The sequence below is a fragment of the Enterobacter cloacae genome, assembly GCF_013375935.1.
In the GTDB taxonomy this organism is placed as follows: domain Bacteria; phylum Pseudomonadota; class Gammaproteobacteria; order Enterobacterales; family Enterobacteriaceae; genus Enterobacter; species Enterobacter pasteurii.
The window spans coordinates 481,141-499,292 of the sequence record NZ_CP056117.1 but is presented as its reverse complement, the minus strand read 5'-3'; the positions used below and the strand labels follow the sequence as shown (position 1 = coordinate 499,292).

Sequence of the window (18,152 nt, the reverse complement as noted above, 5' to 3'; positions counted from 1 at the left end):
CCGCTATTAATTAACGCAGATGATGCACAACCTGGTTACTGCTGCCTCGCCAGATCAGCATGGGATCTTTCAAATCCTGCACGAACTTGCCGTCGACCAGCACGTTAATCAGATCCACCACTTCTCGTTGTGCAGCATTCAGTTCATCCAGCTTATAGCCCGTCCAGACCCAGATATCTTTTCCCGCGCATTCGCGGCGAATGCGTTTCACCAGCTTCAGAATATCCGGCACGTTTTGCGGATGCAGCGGGTCGCCGCCGGATAGCGAAATCCCCTGACGTTTGATGCGCGTGTCGTTCAGGTCGCTGATGATGCGGTCTTCCATTTCAGCGGTGAACGGCATACCGGAATTTAAGCGCCAGGTGCTTTTGTTGTAGCAGCCGGGGCACTCGTGAATGCAGCCCGATACAAAGAGCGTGCAGCGGGTGCCGGGGCCGTTGACGATGTCGACGGGGTAGTACTGGTGATAGTTCATAGCGTTAACCTGATGTGATGCCTTAACCCTCACCCTAACCCTCTCCCCAAAGGGGAGAGGGGACGATTACACCCTCTCCCCTTTGGGGAGAGGGCTGGGGTGAGGGGGAGAACCCGGCAAAAAACTTACCCGATCTGCCCATTCCCTAAATGCTTCACGCGGCGCTTCACCTCTTCCTGCTTGCCGGCGTTAAACGGACGCGCGTCCGGGCTGCCGAGATAACCGCACACGCGGCGGGTTACGGAGACGCGGGCCGCATCGTGGTTACCGCATTTCGGGCAGGTGAAGCCTTTGCTGGTGCACTCAAACTCGCCGGTAAAGCCGCACTCGTAGCACTCGTCGATTGGCGTGTTGGTCCCGTAGTACGGCACGTGCTGGTAGCTGTAGTCCCACACGTCTTCCAGCGCCTTCAGGTTATGCTGAATGTTCGGGTACTCGCCGTAGCAGATGAAGCCGCCGCTGGCGATCGGCGGGTAGGCCGCTTCGAAGTCGATCTTGTCGTACGGGTTCACCTTCTTCTCAACGTCGAGGTGGAAGCTGTTGGTGTAGTACCCTTTGTCGGTCACCCCTTCCACAATCCCGAACTCGGCGGTGTCCAGGCGGCAGAAGCGATCGCACAGGTTTTCGCTCGGCGTACTGTACAGGCTAAAACCGTAGCCGGTTTCGTCTTTCCACTGGTCCACCGCATCACGCAGGCGCTGCACAATCGCGATGCCTTTCTCGCGCAGGGCATCGCTGTCGTAAATGTGCCTGTCGCCAAACAGCGCGTTAATGGTTTCGTGAATACCGATATAGCCCAGCGAGATCGACGCGCGGCCGTTTTTGAAGATCTCAGCAACGTCATCGTCCGCCTTCAGGCGCACGCCGCAGGCCCCTTCCATATAAAGGATTGGCGCGACGCGGGCTTTCACCCCTTCGAGACGCGCAATGCGGGTCATCAGCGCCTTACGCGCCAGCTGTAAACGCTCATCCAGCAGCGTCCAGAAGGCCTCTTCATTACCTTTCGCCTCCAGCGCGATGCGCGGCAGGTTAAGGCTGATTACGCCCAGGTTGTTGCGCCCGTCGTGGATCTGCTCGCCGTTCTCATCTTCGTACACGCCGAGGAAGCTGCGGCAGCCCATTGGCGTTTTGAACGAGCCGGTGACCTTCACCACCTGGTCGTAGTTCAGAATGTCCGGGTACATGCGCTTGCTCGCGCACTCCAGCGCCAGCTGTTTAATGTCGTAGTTCGGATCGCCAAACTTGTGGTTCAGCCCGTCGCGGATGGCGAAGACCAGTTTCGGGAACACCGCCGTTTTGCGGTTTTTACCCAGGCCTGAAATACGGTTGCGCAGGATGGACTGCTGAATGAGGCGCGACTCCCAGCTGGTGCCGAGACCAAAGCCAAAGGTCACAAACGGCGTCTGGCCGTTGGCGGTGTGCAGCGTGTTCACTTCGTATTCCAGCGACTGGAAGGCGTCGTAGCACTCTTTCTCCGTGCGGGAGCGGGCGTAACCGTCGGCGTCCGGGATCTGCCACTCTTCCGCCGTTTTACGGTGCTTGTTGAAGCTCTCGGTTACGAACGGGGCCAGCACTTCATCGATGCGGTTGATGGTGGTGCCGCCGTAAATGTGGCTCGCGACCTGGGCGATGATCTGCGCCGTGACCGCCGTCGCGGTGGAGATGGATTTTGGCGGTTCAATCTCGGCGTTACCCATTTTAAAGCCGTGGGTCAGCATGCCCTTCAGGTCGATCAGCATGCAGTTGAACATCGGGAAGAACGGCGAGTAGTCGAGATCGTGGTAGTGGATTTCACCGCGCTCGTGCGCCGATACCACGTCGCGCGGCAGCAGATGCTGGCGCGCATAGTGCTTGGCGACGATACCGGCCAGCAGGTCGCGCTGGGTCGGGATTACCTTGCTGTCTTTATTCGCGTTTTCATTGAGCAGCGAGGAGTTGGTCTGCTCCACCAGGCCGCGGATCTCCTGGTTCAGGCGACCGCGCTTCTCGCGCTGGACGTCACGGTCGTGACGGTACTCAATGTAGGCGCGCGCCAGCTGCTTGTAGGGGCCAGACATTAGCTGGTTTTCTACCGCAGTCTGGATCTCATTGATATCCACCTGGCTGCGTTCATGCATCTGGCTGCTAACGACTTCTGCGACGGTGGCGCAGTAATCTGCGTCATCGACTCCCGCTGCTTTAGCTGCACGCAGAATGGCTTCTTTGATGCGCTCTGATTTAAACGGCACTTTACAGCCATCACGTTTCATCACATGCGGTGTCATGATCACTCCATTTTAAAAACAGGTTATCCACAGAGGTGGGGAAGTATTCACCGGGCTTATTGCTCGGCAGGCCAAAGACTTCCCGCGTTCCCGGTTCGTGTTATCCACAATTCCGGCCAGCGTAAGCGCCGTCTTGTTGTTGGAATTGTAGACGATAGATACAATATGTTGGGTCGGGATGCATTTTAAGTGCTACATATAGTGATTTGCATCAAACATGTTTGCGATTTTTTTGATTCAGAACAAAGTAAAAAGACGAGAGTACAAACGGCGGGCGCTGGAGCGATTGTAAATGCGCAGAGGCAAAATTTTGCTTAATTATTCAACAAAAACAGCAAAATAAGCCGGGCGCGACGGGCGCCCGGCGGGGAAGTTACTCCTGTAACCACCACACGGCTTCAAACGGACGGAGCGAAGACGTATGGGGGGCAGGGTAGTTACTCATCACGATCCGCGCCTCGCCGCCCGGAGCGTCTGCGTGCCATTCCTGAGATGTGCCGCTCAGGTTTGCCACCACTATCAGCGTTTGTCCCTGCCACCGGCGGCGGTAGCACCACAGGGAAGGGTGTGTCGGGAGCAAATCTTCATAGTCTCCCCACGTCAGCACCGGCAGGGTTTTACGCAGCCTGATGAGCGACTGATAGGTGTAAAACACCGAGTCCGGGTCGTCCAGCGCGGCCCGGGCGTTCACCGTCTCGTAATTATCGCAAACGCCAATCCACGGCTCGCCCGCGGTAAAGCCCGCGTTGTGCGAGGCGTCCCACTGCATCGGCGTGCGGCCATTATCGCGGGATTTGCACGCCAGAATCGCCAGCAGCTCCTCCGCATCGCGGCCGTTTGCGCGCAGTTCGGCAAACATGTTCAGGCTTTCCACGTCGCGGTAGTCGGTGATGCGGCTGAAGTGCGGATTGGTCATGCCCAGCTCTTCGCCCTGATAAATATACGGCGTGCCCTGCATGCCGTGCAGCACCATGCCGAGCATTTTCGCCGCCGCCACGCGGTGTTCCCCTTCGTCGCCAAAGCGCGACACGATGCGCGGCTGATCGTGGTTACACCAGAATAGCGCGTTCCACGCTTTGTTGTGCATCCCCTGCTGCCAGTGGTTAAAGAGGGTCTTCAGCGCCACGAAGTCCGGCTTCGCCTTTGTCCATTTTTCGCCGCCGGGGTAATCCACCTTCAGGTGGTGGAAGTTGAAGGTCATCGACAGCTCGCGTCCGTCCAGAGACGCGTACTGCTGGCAGTTTTCCAGCGAGGTGGAGGACATCTCGCCTACCGTCATCAGGTTACGCGGGGTAAAGACGTCGCGGCTCATCTCCTGAAGAAATTCATGGATGCGCGGCCCGTCGGTGTAGAAGCGACGACCATCGCCGAAGGGATCGTCCGGGAAGGACCAATCTTTCGAAATCAGGTTAATCACGTCGAGACGTAAACCGTCCACGCCGCGATCGGCCCAGAACTCGCACACCTTTTTCAGTTCGGCGCGCACCTCCGGGTTCTCCCAGTTCAGATCCGCCTGCTCCGGCGCGAACAGGTGCAGGTAATACTGCTCGCTTTCGGCGTGCCAGCGCCAGGCGTTGCCGCCAAACTTGGAGCGCCAGTTATTGGGAAGCTCGTCCGGCGTGCCGTCGCGCCAGATATAGAACTGGCGGTACGGGCTCGCTTTGTTCAGCGATTCGCGGAACCAGGCGTGCTGCGTCGACGTATGGTTAAACACCATATCCAGCACGATGCGAATGCCGCGCGCGTGCGCCTGGGCGACCAGCTCGTCAAAGTCGTCCAGCGTGCCGTAGGTCGGGTCGATGGCAATGTAGTTCGCCACGTCGTAGCCGTTATCCACCTGCGGCGAGATATAAAACGGCGTCAGCCAGATGGCGTCAATGCCGAGGGTTTTCAGGTAGTCCAGGCGCTGCGTCACGCCGCGCAGATCGCCCGTGCCGCTGCCGGTGGTGTCCTGGAAGCTCTTTGGGTAAATCTGATAGATGACGCCGTTTTGCCACCAGTGAGGAAGGGTATTCATAGTACGTTCCTGCAAATGCGAAGGGGCGCAACTGCGCCCCGAAGAGTAATTATACAATCTGCAACGTGCCCTGACGGAACTTACGCTGGTAGACCACGGTAGTCAGCGCCATTGGGACGATAATCGCCACCGCCATTGCCAGCGCAAACACCTGCCAGAACGCGGGCTGAATGGAGAGGATTCCCGGCAGGCCGCCCACGCCAATCCCGTTCGCCATCACGCTGTTCAGGCCGCACAGCAAACCCGCCAGGCCAGAGCCGATCATCGCGCAGAGCATCGGGAAGCGATATTTCAGGTTGATACCGTACATCGCCGGTTCGGTAACGCCGAGGTAAGCGGAGATAGCTGCCGGAACGGAGATCTCACGCTCGTTGTGCTTACGGCTGACGATGATGATGCCGGTAACCGCGGAGGCCTGCGCAATGTTAGACAGGGCGATAATCGGCCAGACCGGCGTGCCGCCCAGGCTCTGGATCATCTGCATATCGATCGCCAGCGTCGTCTGGTGCACGCCGGTGATCACCAGCGGGGCATACAGGAAGCCAAACAGCGCGGCCCCAACCGGCGCAAAGCTGCCGGTCATCAGGTGACGGACCGCGAAGGCCACGCCGTCACCAATCATGCGGCCAAACGGACCGATAAAGGCGTGCGCCAGAAATACCGCCAGGATCAGCGAGCAGACCGGCACTACCACCAGATAAAGGTAATCCGGCACGATGCGCTTCAGGCGCGTCTCAATAAAGCCCAGCGCCAGCCCGGCCAGCAGCGCCGGGATCACCTGCGCCTGATAGCCCACTTTGGCGATGGTAAACAGGCCGAAGTTCCACACTTCAGGCACCTGCTGCCCAAGTAAGTAAGCGTTCATTAACTGCGGAGAGACCAGCGTGACGCCGAGCACGATGCCAAGAATCGGCGTTCCGCCCATCTTGCGCACCGCTGACCAGCAGATCCCTACGGGCAGGTAGAAGAAGATCGCTTCGCCAATCAGCCACAGGAAGTCATAGATGCTTTGCAGCGCCGGGTACATCTGCGCCAGGGTTTTACCGTCGCTCATCGGCACATCGCCGATGACGTTGCGGAAGCCTAAAATTAAGCCCCCGCTGATCAGCGCCGGCAGCAGCGGGAAGAAGATCTCCGCGAAGTGGGAGATAAGCTGCTCGTGCCACTTCATATTCTGGCGCGCGGCCTTCTTCGCCTGCTCTTTGTCGGCGGAAGCGTGCCCGGTGGTCGCCAGCAGAGCCTGATAGTAATCGCCCACTTCGGTACCAATCACCACCTGGAACTGCCCGGCGTTGGTGAAGCAGCCTTTGACCATTGAAAGCTCTTCAATGGCTTTTGGGTTAGCTTTAGCCGGATCGTTCAGCACGAAGCGCAGGCGGGTAATGCAGTGGCTGACGGTGGCAATGTTTTCACGGCCGCCTACCAGGACGATCAACCGATCAATATCGGCTTGTTTGACTTTACTCATCATGAAACCTCATGACAGATGGTGAAGGGATGAATGACCTGAACGCAAGCCTACTCCCTGAGCGCGACGGCGAAAATGGGAACGTTCCCGAAATCGGGCGAAGATCACAATAATCTATTCAAGAAGGTTATGAGAGACGGGCAGGAATAACGATCTGACGCGGCTCAGCGCGCCCGTTGATCTGCTCTATCAGCTGCGCGGCCGCCTGCCTGCCTGACTCGGCGTAGCCCGGATCGACGCTGATAATCTCGGGGTGTAAGAACTTCATCAGCGGCGTGTTTCCCACGCTCGCTAACTGCAGTTCCCCGATGCGCTGCTCCTGCAAATATTTGCTCGCGCCCAGGGCGAGGGTATCCGTGGCGCACACCAGGGCCGTGGTCTGCGGGGTCAGCACGCTGGCGACCTGCTCATATCCCTGCTTCATGCCCAGCCCGGGCAGCGCGGCCACGGCGGGCAGGTTATGTTTTTTACAGAACGCCAGGTACGCCTCATGACGACGCTTGCCGGTCGTGATGTCGGCATGCGGCACGCCGAGATAGCTGATATAGCGATGGCCCTGCTCATACAGGCGCTGCATCAGGATCACAATCGCCCCTTCGTCATCGTAACAGACAGAAGCAAACCCGCTGGCGTCGCGCGCCAGCAGCACCAGTGAAGGCTGCCAGGACTTGAGGACATCTTCTTTAAGGCCGGTAAAGCCGAACAGCACCACGCCATCAATGTTGCGTCGCTGAAGCATACCGAGATGCTCCTCCACCATCTGCGGCGAGAATTTACTCTCCATCATGATCGGATCATAACCCTGCTCGTAAAAGGCGGGCAGCATGGTCTGCACGGCGAGGTTTTCGGAGAGAGAATCCAGACGCGAGACGATAATGGCGACCACTTTATCGCTCTGCCCGCGCATGGCGCGCGCGGAGCGGGAAGGGGAGAAACCGTGCTGATTCATTACCGCCTCGACGCGCTCGCGCGTACGCTCGCTGACGCCGCTTTCGTTGTTCAGCACGCGTGAGACGGTCGATTTCCCCACGCCGCTTAAACGCGCGATGTCTTTAATCGTAAGGCGGTTCTGCATGCTGTATTCCCTGTAACAACGATAAAATAGTCAGTTGAGCCTAATGCTATCCTGCGAATTCGCCATGGGCAAAGTCTGGTTTACGTTTGGTTTATTTGCAGGGCATTATAATACCGCCCGATTAAACACAAACGGTATGGTTAAATCGCTATACTGCGTGCCGACACCCTACTTTTTACTTACCGGAGGCGACATGGATCCCGATCCCACACCTCTCCTGACCAGGAGAAAACCTTCTTTCCGGTAAGCCAGCCTTTTGCTGTCTCACCGGCGTGAGGCAGCAACGTTCATACGTTCCTGCTTGAAAAATTAAGTGCCTGACAGGTACGGCTTTGCCACGCCTGCGGGAAAGACTGCGTCCGCCATTGCGGATGCGGGGGAATGACTATGCTGAAAAATATCACCCGGCAGCTGTTTGCACAGCTGAGCCGCCATCTGCCGCATCGCCTGATTGCGCGCGATCCGCTGCCGAACGGCAAAAATATCGCGGGGGCGACAATTCCCGCCTCCCTGACCGAGCGCTGCCTTAACGTGGCGGCGATGGATGAAAACGAAGTCTGGCGCGCCTTTGGCGGTCACCCGGAAGGGCTGAACGCGTCCGAAGTTGAAAAAATTCGTGCCGTGCACGGCGACAACCAGATCCCGGCGCAAAAGCCCTCTCCGTGGTGGGTGCACCTGTGGCTCTGCTACCGCAACCCGTTCAACCTGCTGCTGACGGTGCTGGGCATCATCTCTTACGCTACCGAAGATCTGTTCGCCGCCGGCGTTATTGCCCTGATGGTGGGTATCTCCACGCTGCTCAACTTTATTCAGGAAGCGCGCTCCACCAAAGCGGCGGACGCCCTGAAGGCGATGGTCAGCAACACCGCGACGGTCTCGCGCGTGATTAACGAACTCGGTGAAAACGCCTGGGTTGAACTGCCCATTGACCAGCTGGTGCCGGGCGATCTGGTGAAGCTGGCGGCCGGGGACATGATCCCGGCGGATTTGCGCATCATCCAGGCGCGCGATCTGTTCGTGGCGCAGGCTTCGCTCACCGGGGAATCTCTGCCCGTTGAGAAGGTGGCGCGCTCCCGCGATCCGCAGCAGATGAACCCGCTCGAGTGTGACACCCTGTGCTTTATGGGCACCACGGTGGTCAGCGGCACCGCGCAGGCGATTGTCACCGCCACCGGCGGCAATACCTGGTTTGGACAGCTTGCCGGACGCGTCAGCGAGCAGGAGAGCGAGCCGAACGCGTTTCAGAAGGGCATTGGCCGCGTCAGCATGCTGCTGATCCGCTTTATGATGGTCATGACGCCGATCGTGCTGCTGATCAACGGCTACACCAAAGGCGACTGGTGGGAAGCGGCGCTGTTTGCGCTCTCCGTGGCCGTCGGCCTGACGCCGGAAATGCTGCCGATGATTGTCACCTCCACGCTGGCGCGCGGGGCGGTAAAACTCTCTAAACAGAAGGTGATCGTCAAACACCTCGACGCCATTCAGAACTTTGGCGCGATGGACATTCTCTGCACCGATAAAACCGGCACGCTGACCCAGGACAAAATCGTGCTGGAGAACCATACCGACATCGCCGGAAAGACCAGCGAGCGCGTGCTGTACAGCGCGTGGCTGAACAGCCACTACCAGACCGGGCTGAAAAACCTGCTCGACGTGGCGGTGCTGGAAGGCGTGGATGAAGAGTCGGCCCGCATGCTCTCCGGCCGCTGGCAGAAAGTCGACGAGATCCCGTTCGACTTTGAGCGCCGCCGCATGTCGGTGGTGGTATGCGAACAGCCGGACGTGCATCAGCTGATCTGCAAAGGGGCGTTGCAGGAGATCCTGAACGTTTCAACGCAGGTGCGCCATAACGGGGAGATCGTGCCGCTGGATGAGACCATGCTGCGCCGCATCAAACGCGTCACTGATAACCTGAACCGTCAGGGGCTGCGCGTGGTGGCGGTGGCGAGCAAGTTTCTGCCTGCGCGGGAAGGTGACTATCAGCGTATCGACGAATCCGATTTGATCCTCGAAGGTTACATCGCATTCCTCGATCCGCCGAAAGAGACCACCGCCCCCGCGCTGAAGGCGCTGAAGGCGAGCGGTATCACCGTGAAAATCCTTACCGGCGACAGCGAGCTGGTGGCCGCCAAAGTGTGTCACGAGGTGGGGCTGGACGCGGGCGACGTGGTGGTGGGAAGCGATATCGAATCGCTCTCAGACGACCAGCTGGCGCAGCTTGCCCTGCGCACCACGCTGTTTGCCCGCCTGACGCCGATGCACAAAGAGCGCATCGTCACCCTGCTGCGTCGGGAAGGGCACGTGGTGGGCTTTATGGGCGACGGCATCAACGACGCGCCCGCCCTGCGTGCGGCGGATATCGGCATCTCCGTGGACGGCGCGGTGGACATCGCCCGTGAAGCGGCAGACATCATCCTGCTGGAAAAGAGCCTGATGGTGCTGGAGGAGGGCGTGATCGAAGGGCGTCGGACCTTCGCCAACATGCTCAAGTACATCAAGATGACCGCCAGCTCCAACTTCGGTAACGTCTTCAGCGTGCTGGTGGCGAGCGCGTTTCTGCCGTTCCTGCCGATGCTGCCGCTGCACCTGCTGATCCAGAACCTGATGTACGACGTGTCCCAGGTGGCGATCCCGTTTGATAACGTCGATGACGAGCAGATCCAGAAGCCGCAGCGCTGGAATCCCGCCGATCTGGGGCGCTTTATGCTGTTCTTTGGCCCGATCAGCTCGATCTTTGACATCCTGACCTTCTGCCTGATGTGGTTTGTGTTCCACGCCAACACTCCGGAACACCAGACCCTGTTCCAGTCCGGCTGGTTCGTGGTGGGGCTGCTGTCGCAGACGCTGATTGTGCATATGATCCGCACCCGCCGCATTCCGTTCATCCAGAGCCGTGCCGCCTGGCCGCTGATTATCATGACCGGGGTTGTGATGGCGCTTGGGATCGCGCTGCCGTTCTCACCGCTTGCGAGCTATCTGCAGCTCCAGGCGCTGCCGCTGAGCTACTTCCCGTGGCTGGTGGCGATCCTCGCGGGCTATATGGTGCTGACGCAGCTGGTGAAAGGATTCTATGCGCGCCGGTACGGGTGGCAGTAAAAACTTACCCTCACCCTGACCCTCTCCCTGGAAGGGAGAGGGGATGATTACACCCTCGCCCCTTTGGGGAGATTGCCGGGGTGAGGGGACTGGCTTTTCTCCCAAATTCAACAACCTGTGATCTCCGTCGGCGCATTCGCTTGACGACAAATTGAGCGCATGTTAACAGAATGTTTTGCCTGTATTTGGCCCGTCAGATAAGGAACATTCATGTTACGGTACGCTCTCTTAACCGCCGGGCTAATGCTCGGCGCCTCCGCGTTTGCCGCCCCGGCAGGCGATCTTCCCCTGATGCCCTGGCCTGCGAAGGTCGAACGCCCGACAACCCAGGGCGCGCTGGTGCTGAGCAACAACGTTTCCGTCAGCGTCAGCGGCGACGATCTGGGTGAGGCGGTGGACCGCCTGCGCCAGCGCATCGCCCTGCAAACCGGCTGGACCCTGCAGCCGCAGGCCGACAAGCCGGAAAAGCCAACCATCCGCATCGCTATCGTCAAAAAGGTCAAGCCGCAGCCGCTGCCGGACAGCGACGAAAGCTATACGCTCACGGTGGATGCCAGTGGCGTAACTATCTCCGCCAACACCCGCTTCGGCGCGCTGCGCGCCATGGAAACGCTGCTCCAGCTCATTCAGAACGGCGCGGAAAACACCTCTATTCCGTGGGTCGAGATTGAGGATTCGCCGCGCTTCCCGTGGCGCGGGCTGCTGCTTGATTCGGCGCGCCACTTCATCCCGCTCCCGGATATCAAACGCCAGATTGACGGCATGGCCGCGGCCAAGCTTAACGTTCTGCACTGGCATCTGACCGACGATCAGGGCTGGCGCTTCAGCTCAGCGCGCTATCCTAAGCTGACCCAGCTTGCCAGCGACGGGCTGTTCTACACGCCGGAACAGATGCGCGAGGTGGTGCGTTACGCTACCGTGCGCGGCATCCGCGTGGTGCCGGAGATCGACATGCCGGGCCACGCCTCGGCCATTGCCGTGGCCTACCCGGAGCTGATGAGCGCGCCGGGGCCGTACGAAATGGAGCGCCACTGGGGCGTGCTGAAGCCGGTGCTGGATCCCACCAAAGCGGCAACCTACGCCTTTGCCGACGCGATGGTCAGCGAGCTGGCGGCGATCTTCCCGGATCCGTATCTGCACATCGGCGGCGATGAGGTCGACGACAGCCAGTGGAAAGCGAATCCGGCCATTCAGCAGTTCATGCGCGATAACAGGCTGGCGGACAGCCACGCGCTGCAGGCTCACTTTAACCGCAGGCTGGAGACGATCCTCGAGAAGCATCACCGGCAGATGGTCGGCTGGGATGAGATCTACCATCCTGACCTGCCGAAAAGCATTCTGATCCAGTCCTGGCAGGGGCAGGACGCGCTGGGGCAGGTGGCGCAGAACGGCTACAGGGGCATTCTCTCAACGGGCTTCTACCTCGACCAGCCTCAGTCCACCGCCTATCACTATCGCAATGAAATTGTCCCGCAGGGGCTGAACGGCGTGGATGTGATAGCCGATACCGACAGCGTTCAGAGCTGGGCCTTCTCCATGCAGCGGCTGAAGGGCAAGCCGGTAGAGGGCAGCTTCACGCTGGTGAAAGGGGAGTCGGGGTGGCGCGGGTTTATCGATTTTGCCGGGAAGTCGCGTCGCGCGGTGCAGGATATCGAATGGCGCGATGACAACCAGGTGACGTTTACCGTCGACACCTGGATGGGCGAAACGCGCCCGGTCGTCTCCGTTGAGAACGATAAGCTGAGCGGCTATTTCCTGGTGGGCAATGCCCGCTACCCGATTAGCGGCACGCGCCTGAGCGAGGTGCCAAAAGGCATCCTGCCGGTGGTGCCGGACGTGGCGAATGAGGCCAACCTGCTCGGCGGTGAAGCCGCGCTGTGGGCGGAAAACGTGGTCGCGCCGGTGCTGGATATCCGCCTGTGGCCGCGCGCCTTTGCGGTGGCGGAGCGGCTATGGTCGGCGAAGGACGTAAACGACGTCGACAACATGTATACCCGCCTGCAGGCGATGGGCAGCCGGTCGACGGTATCGGTCGGGCTGCAGCAGCATACCCAGCAGCAGGTGCAGTTCACGCGCCTGGCCAATAACGCCGATACGCTCCCACTGCAAATTCTCGCCCAGGCGCTTGAGCCGGCCCAGTATTACACCCGCCAGCACCTCAAATTCCAGGCCGGAAACTACCATCAGTTTGAACCGCTAAACAGGCTCGCCGATGCGCTGAACGCCGAAAGCGCCACCGTGCGTCAGATGAGCAAATGGGCGGACCGTCTGGTGAGCGACGCGGAAGACACGGAAAGCGCCGACGCGCTGCGCCACGTGTTTAACCGCTGGCAGAACAACACCAGCGACGCGCTGGCGTTAAGCGAAAACAGCTATCAGCTGAAGGCGATCAAGCCGGTAATTCAGGAGGTGGACAAGCTGGCGTCGATTGGCCTGAGGCTTACCGATCTGGTGGCGCGTCAGGGGACGCTGGACGATAAGGAGATCGCGTCGATTCAGAGCGAGCTGGATAACGCGGCGAAGATTCAGGATGAGGTAGTGATTGCGGCGGTGTATCCGCTGGAGACGCTGCTCAGAGCGACGCGGAATCAGTAGGAAAGAACCCCCTCACCCCAACCCCTCTCCCCAAAGGGGCGAGGGGCTCTATCGTTCCCCTCTCACCGATGAAGAGAAGGCTCGATCGGTTCCCTCTCCCCTTTGGGGTGTACGGTCCGGGGACATGGTAGACAGGTGTTCGGGGACATGGTGAACACTTTTTAACATCCTTTACCCATGGTGATCGACTTTTTCTTCAGGTCGATCACCCCCACTTTCGTGCTGTACCACCACACCTCGTAGCGGCCGTCTTCCTGCATCTCCTTCAGCCCGACCCGTTCTCCCCTGAACGCCTTGCCTGCGCTCAGACTTACCCCTTTCACGCTCAGCTTTCCGCTGATATCCACTTTCCTGACCATCACGCCCTCGTCGTATTCCGGGGGCGGTGTGTTGCCGCTGTACTGCCGTGCAGACGGCTTATACCGCGAGCCCGGTACCGCCATGTCCAGCGCCTCATGCGGGCGTTCAAGGTTATAGACCGTCCGCCAGTGGTCGAAGGCGCGCTGTAGTTCACCCCCGCTCGCGAACCACTTCCCCTGCAGCACCTCTGCCTTCAGGCTGCGGTGAAAACGCTCCAGCTTACCCTGTGTCTGCGGATGATACGGCCGGGAGTGCCCCACCCGGATACCCAGACGCATCAGCCACAGCTCCAGCGCCGTCCAGGTGCCGGTGGTGTCTCCCCACGGTGAGCCGTTATCCATCGTCATCCGGTCCGGCAGGCCGTAGCGTTCAAACACGCTGACCAGCTGCTGCTGCACGGTCTCGCGCCGTTCATCGGTACAGTGCGCCAGGCACAGGGAAAAACGGGAGTGGTCGTCCAGCAGGGTGAGCGGATGGCAGCGGCCCCCGCCAAAGGGAAAGTGGCCCTTAAAATCCATCTGCCAGAGCCGGTTCGGCGCGTCATGTTCGAACCGTCCCGTGACGGGAATGCCCGGTGAAGTGCCCGGCAGCAGACCATGGCGGGCCATCAGGTTATGAACGGTGCTGAAGGCGGGCATAGTGTGCCCCTGGTCTTCCAGCCAGTGCTTTATCTTGCGCGCGCCCCAGCGTTGATGGCGGTTATGGGCCATACGCAGCAGGGCAGTGATGTCGTCAGATGAGCGGTTCGGGGAATGGTGCGGTATGCGCGGGCGGTCCTGAAGGCCCGCGGCCCCTTCCTCCGCCCAGCGGTGAAGCCACTTGTAGCCGGTGGCAGGTGAAATGCCAAAGTGACGGCAGAGGGAACGGATGTTCGCCCCGTCCTGCGAGGCGAACAAAACAAACTCGGTACGTAATGACATGGTATCTCTCGCATCCCAGGGCATAAGCGACTCCATAAGCGGGTTCTTATGCCTTAGTTGTAAGTGTCTACCATGTCCCCGAACAAGTGTTCACTATGTCCCCGGACCGTACATCCCCAAAGGGGAGAGGGGCTCGATCGGTTCCCTCTCCCCTTTGGGGAGAGGGTTAGGGTGAGGGGATCAGACGACTCAGTGCTTAAGAACCCACGCCTCTTTCCAGTGTGAACCTGTGCCCGGCTCAAACTGGGTCGCATACTTGCTCCACTGCACGCAGTAGCCGCTGTACGGGAATGGCTTACATTCGTAGGTCTTACCGTCTTTAGGCTGCAGCACCACGGTACCCGCTTTGTAGGACGCGATATTATCCGGGAAGATAAAGTCGTGCTGGCCGCCGGTGTCCGCCGCGGCATCGCTTTCCAGCATCAGGTTCAGTACGTCCTGCGCAAACAGGGTGCCGTCTTTATTGGTGGCATAGTACTTCAGCATGTGGTGACCCGCTTCAACGCCGGTCAGCGTCATGGTGACGTCCTGATTCGCGTTGTTCATCTCCTGCTTCAGATACCCTTTTTCCGCGCCGTGATGGTTCATGACGTGGGCTTCGAAATCGACGTTGCCGTGGGTATTCACGTGGAAGGTCACGGTCGCGCTGCCGTTCTCGATTTTGCTGTAGTGCAAATCGGTAACGGCGATGGTTTCATTGACGTCCGCCTTCTGCTCTTCGTATGAAATCGCAACGGATTGCAGGGTGCTGCCATCTTTGACGAATACGCTGTTCGCGCCGTGAACCGGGCTAATTTCGCCCGCTTCATCCTTCACCCCGACGCGGATATCGTCGTGCGCGGTGTTAATTTTCTGCGCCAGATCGTAAGACCACTGGTTGGCATCACCCTGAGCGGCAGTGGCAATCGTCAGTTCGGTGCGCAGGGAAGTCACTTCACCGTGCGCGTCGAAGAAGCGGGCAATGACCTTATCGCCGACGTTCAGGTTATTACCCGCAATCTGGCCGCTGAGCGTTTTGCTCCACTCAGATTCGATACCTGTATTTTCATCCGGCGTTACGTTGCCTCCGTTACCGAAATCAACGTCAATGGCCTGGTAGAAACTATTAGATGTATCAGCAATTTCCCAGACGCCATAAATAACCTGATAGCCGGTACGTGACGGCACATTACATTTCATCGCCTGACGCATTGCGGGTGCCTGGCCATTTCCATTAATGGTACAGAACGGCGTTAATTCAAACTGAGCGCGGGTCAGGGGCTTATTTGGATCCCAGTTTTGTTTGGTAATGTAATAACGCCAGTTGGTGGTTTTGTGCGGCGCGGTGTGATACCAGACAAACTCATGCGGGCCCGCTGTTATAGGGTTTTTCGTCCATGCGTTCAGGCTCTGCTTATCCAGCTGGGAGTAATTGGCAATCCCCGCACTGGCAAGCTGGCCGTCAGGCGGCATCGCCCCTGTCGGGAAACCGGAGGTTTTCTCCACGCTCTGCGGTTCGTACTGTACGGAACCGCAGTCAATATTTTGACCGAGCTTACACATATAAGCGCGGCTGGCGGGTGATTCAATATATCCATGCGCGAGTGCGGAAGAGGCGACGGTTAATGTTGCGATCGCCAACGCAATTTTTGAAATTTTCATTCTTAGTCCATTTAAAAGAAGATAACAAAGCAACTGCAGTTTATTAATGGACCGCGTATGGCGTCATTGAATGTCGAGAGTAAAAATAGCCAAAATAATAAAGGGCAGCCTGAGCTACCCTTTATTTATTGAAATGAATTAACGACGTACGGCGATCGCTTCAATTTCAATTTTCACGTCTTTTGGCAGACGGGCGACTTCCACGCAGGAGCGCGCCGGGAAGGTGGCGTTATGTTCGGTGAAGAACGCTTCGTAGGTAGCGTTAACGGTGGCGAAATCGTTCAGATCTTTTACGAAAACGGTGGTTTTGACGATATCGCCCACCTTCAGGCCGGCGGATTCAACGATCGCCTGCACGTTTTCAAGCGACTGACGCGCCTGCGCCGCCACGTCTGCCGGCACTTCACCGGTTTTTGGATTCACCGGGATCTGGCCAGAAGTGATGATCATGCTGCCCAGATCAACGCCCTGAACGTAAGGGCCGATGGCCGCTGGTGCATTTTCCGTCGCGAGTACTTTGCTCATTTTTTCTCCAGAATTACAGCGTTAAGAATGTTCCCGGCCATTATAACAGCCGGGATTTCATTACCAACCTCAATTAGTTGGCCAGCACCACATAATGAGAAAACTCTTTTTCGCAGTATTTGCATTTGAGCGCGATGTCATCGGCGCGTTTTTTCACTGCAAAACTGGAGGAAACCGGTTCGGCGTGGCTAATGCAGTTGCTGTTCGGGCAGACCAGCACGCTCTCAATGCGCTCCGGCAGGCTCGGACGGGATTTGCCCACCACGTCGTAATCGTCGATGCGGTTAACCGTGGCGTCCGGCGCGTACAGCGACAGCTGATTGACCTGCTCGTCGGTCAGGAAGGTATTCTCGATCTTGATCAGGTCCTTACGGCCCATTTCACCGGACGGCAGGTTCAGGCCGATGGTGATGCGCTGGTCGGTTTCGGTCAGCTTGAACAGCGTCAGCAGCTTAAAGCCCACCTGTGCAGGGATGTGGTCAATCACGGTGCCGCGCTTGATGGCTTCAACCTGGAGTTTGTTATCGTGTGTCATGGTCGTTTCCCCTTACAGAGCTAATTCGCGATTCAGAACCAGTGCCAGTAACGCCTGGCGGGCGAAGATGCCGTTCCCGGCCTGCTGGAAGTACCAGGCGTGCGGCGTTTTATCCACGTCGGTGGCGATCTCATCGATGCGCGGCAGCGGGTGCAGCACCTTCATGTTGTCGCGCGCGCCGTCGAGGTCGCTGGCGCGCAGCACGAACTGCGCCTTCACGTTGGCGTATTCGGACGGATCCAGACGCTCTTTCTGCACGCGGGTCATGTAGAGAATATCCACGTTACCCACCACCTCTTCGATGCTGGCGTGCAGGCTCCACTGAATGCCTTTCTCGTCCAGCATGTCGAGAATGTACTGCGGCATCGCCAGCGCGTCCGGGGCGATGAAGAAGAAGCGGTTGCCGTTAAATTTTGCCAGCGCCTGGGTCAGGGAGTGGACGGTGCGGCCATACTTCAGGTCGCCGACCATGGCGATGTTCAGGTTCTCCAGCGTGCCCTGGGTCTCCTGAATGGTGAACAGATCCAGCAGGGTCTGGGTCGGGTGCTGGTTGGCACCGTCACCGGCGTTCAGCACCGGAATGCCGCCGGAAAATTCGGTTGCCAGGCGCGCCGCGCCCTCCTGCGGGTGGCGCATCACAATCGCGTCAACGTAGGTGCCGATCACTGAAATGGTATCCGCCAGGGTCTCGCCTTTTTTGCCCAGCGACGTGTTGCTGCTGTCCGAGAAGCCCACCACGCTCGCGCCCAGGCGGTGCATGGAGGTTTCAAAGGAGAGGCGGGTGCGGGTCGAGGCTTCGAAGAAGCAGCTCGCAATCACCTTGTGCTTCAGCAGCTCCGGTTGCGGATTGGCCTTCAGTTTTGCCGCGGTTTCCAGAACCAGTTCCAGCTCTTCGCGGCTGAGGTCGTTTATGGAAATGATGTGTTTTTGATAAAGCGGATTCATGTTTATCTCCTGACGCCGGGCAAAAAAAAGCCCCTCAAATGAGGGGCTCTGGGAATAGATTACGCAACGGGAAGAAAAACGGCAGGCCAGCGTCTGATTTCAGACGCGGTAAGACGTTATGTCGTACACGCTTGACCATGCTTCCTCCCGGCAAATTGTCGGGCATTATACGCAGCTCGCTTTTCGGATCAAGCGATTTAATGCACGCTTTACTCAAAGCAAACGGTTCTTTGTGA

The 18,152-nt window shown here is 58.6% G+C and carries 13 protein-coding genes and 1 pseudogene; 3 read left to right on the top strand and 11 right to left on the bottom strand.

Annotated elements, in window-relative coordinates; genetic code table 11:
- Positions 1 to 10: 10 nt before the first annotated feature.
- From nrdG to treR, 5 genes are all read right to left on the bottom strand, one after another.
- On the bottom strand, positions 11 to 475 hold the full coding sequence (gene nrdG, locus HWQ14_RS02280; protein WP_176608862.1) for an anaerobic ribonucleoside-triphosphate reductase-activating protein: 465 nt from the start codon (positions 473 to 475) through the stop codon (positions 11 to 13).
- 125 nt (positions 476 to 600) lie between these two features.
- The gene (gene nrdD / locus HWQ14_RS02275) at positions 601 to 2,739 is read right to left on the bottom strand and encodes an anaerobic ribonucleoside-triphosphate reductase (RefSeq protein WP_176608861.1); all 2,139 of its coding nucleotides are present in this window, start codon (positions 2,737 to 2,739) and stop codon (positions 601 to 603) included.
- Between the two features lie 373 nt (positions 2,740 to 3,112).
- Entirely contained in the window at positions 3,113 to 4,756 is a 1,644-nt protein-coding gene (gene treC, locus HWQ14_RS02270; protein ID WP_176608860.1) for an alpha,alpha-phosphotrehalase, read from the bottom strand.
- A 49-nt stretch (positions 4,757 to 4,805) separates the two neighbouring features.
- Entirely contained in the window at positions 4,806 to 6,224 is a 1,419-nt protein-coding gene (treB, locus tag HWQ14_RS02265) for a PTS trehalose transporter subunit IIBC (RefSeq protein ID WP_176611142.1), read from the bottom strand.
- Positions 6,225 to 6,351: 127 nt separating this feature from the next.
- Positions 6,352 to 7,299, bottom strand: coding sequence for a trehalose operon repressor TreR (gene treR / locus HWQ14_RS02260; RefSeq protein WP_176608859.1), 948 nt, complete (start codon positions 7,297 to 7,299; stop codon positions 6,352 to 6,354).
- 387 nt (positions 7,300 to 7,686) lie between these two features.
- On the opposite strand from treR, the gene mgtA reads away from it, so the two are divergent.
- Positions 7,687 to 10,395 (top strand): magnesium-translocating P-type ATPase, encoded by a 2,709-nt coding sequence (gene mgtA / locus HWQ14_RS02255; protein ID WP_176608858.1) that lies wholly within the window; start codon positions 7,687 to 7,689, stop codon positions 10,393 to 10,395.
- A gap of 210 nt (positions 10,396 to 10,605) precedes the next feature.
- Entirely contained in the window at positions 10,606 to 12,990 is a 2,385-nt protein-coding gene (locus HWQ14_RS02250) for a beta-N-acetylhexosaminidase (RefSeq protein ID WP_176608857.1), read from the top strand.
- Between the two features lie 161 nt (positions 12,991 to 13,151).
- On the opposite strand, the gene HWQ14_RS02245 is transcribed toward HWQ14_RS02250, so the two are convergent.
- The 6 genes from HWQ14_RS02245 to HWQ14_RS02220 form a co-directional block, all read right to left on the bottom strand.
- On the bottom strand, positions 13,152 to 14,294 hold the full coding sequence (locus tag HWQ14_RS02245) for an IS481 family transposase (protein WP_432418028.1): 1,143 nt from the start codon (positions 14,292 to 14,294) through the stop codon (positions 13,152 to 13,154).
- Between the two features lie 165 nt (positions 14,295 to 14,459).
- Positions 14,460 to 15,911 (bottom strand): N-acetylglucosamine-binding protein GbpA, encoded by a 1,452-nt coding sequence (gbpA, locus tag HWQ14_RS02240; protein WP_176608855.1) that lies wholly within the window; start codon positions 15,909 to 15,911, stop codon positions 14,460 to 14,462.
- A 138-nt stretch (positions 15,912 to 16,049) separates the two neighbouring features.
- On the bottom strand, positions 16,050 to 16,436 hold the full coding sequence (gene ridA / locus HWQ14_RS02235) for a 2-iminobutanoate/2-iminopropanoate deaminase (protein ID WP_003863373.1): 387 nt from the start codon (positions 16,434 to 16,436) through the stop codon (positions 16,050 to 16,052).
- Positions 16,437 to 16,509: 73 nt separating this feature from the next.
- Entirely contained in the window at positions 16,510 to 16,971 is a 462-nt protein-coding gene (gene pyrI, locus HWQ14_RS02230) for an aspartate carbamoyltransferase regulatory subunit (protein ID WP_014830457.1), read from the bottom strand.
- A gap of 12 nt (positions 16,972 to 16,983) precedes the next feature.
- Positions 16,984 to 17,916, bottom strand: coding sequence for an aspartate carbamoyltransferase (pyrB, locus tag HWQ14_RS02225; RefSeq protein ID WP_148422660.1), 933 nt, complete (start codon positions 17,914 to 17,916; stop codon positions 16,984 to 16,986).
- Between the two features lie 34 nt (positions 17,917 to 17,950).
- The gene (locus HWQ14_RS02220) at positions 17,951 to 18,055 is read right to left on the bottom strand and encodes a pyrBI operon leader peptide (protein WP_176608854.1); all 105 of its coding nucleotides are present in this window, start codon (positions 18,053 to 18,055) and stop codon (positions 17,951 to 17,953) included.
- Between HWQ14_RS02220 and HWQ14_RS02215 the strand changes: the two are divergent.
- Positions 18,035 to 18,152, top strand: a pseudogene (locus HWQ14_RS02215) (hypothetical protein). The gene HWQ14_RS02220 and the pseudogene HWQ14_RS02215 overlap by 21 nt on opposite strands.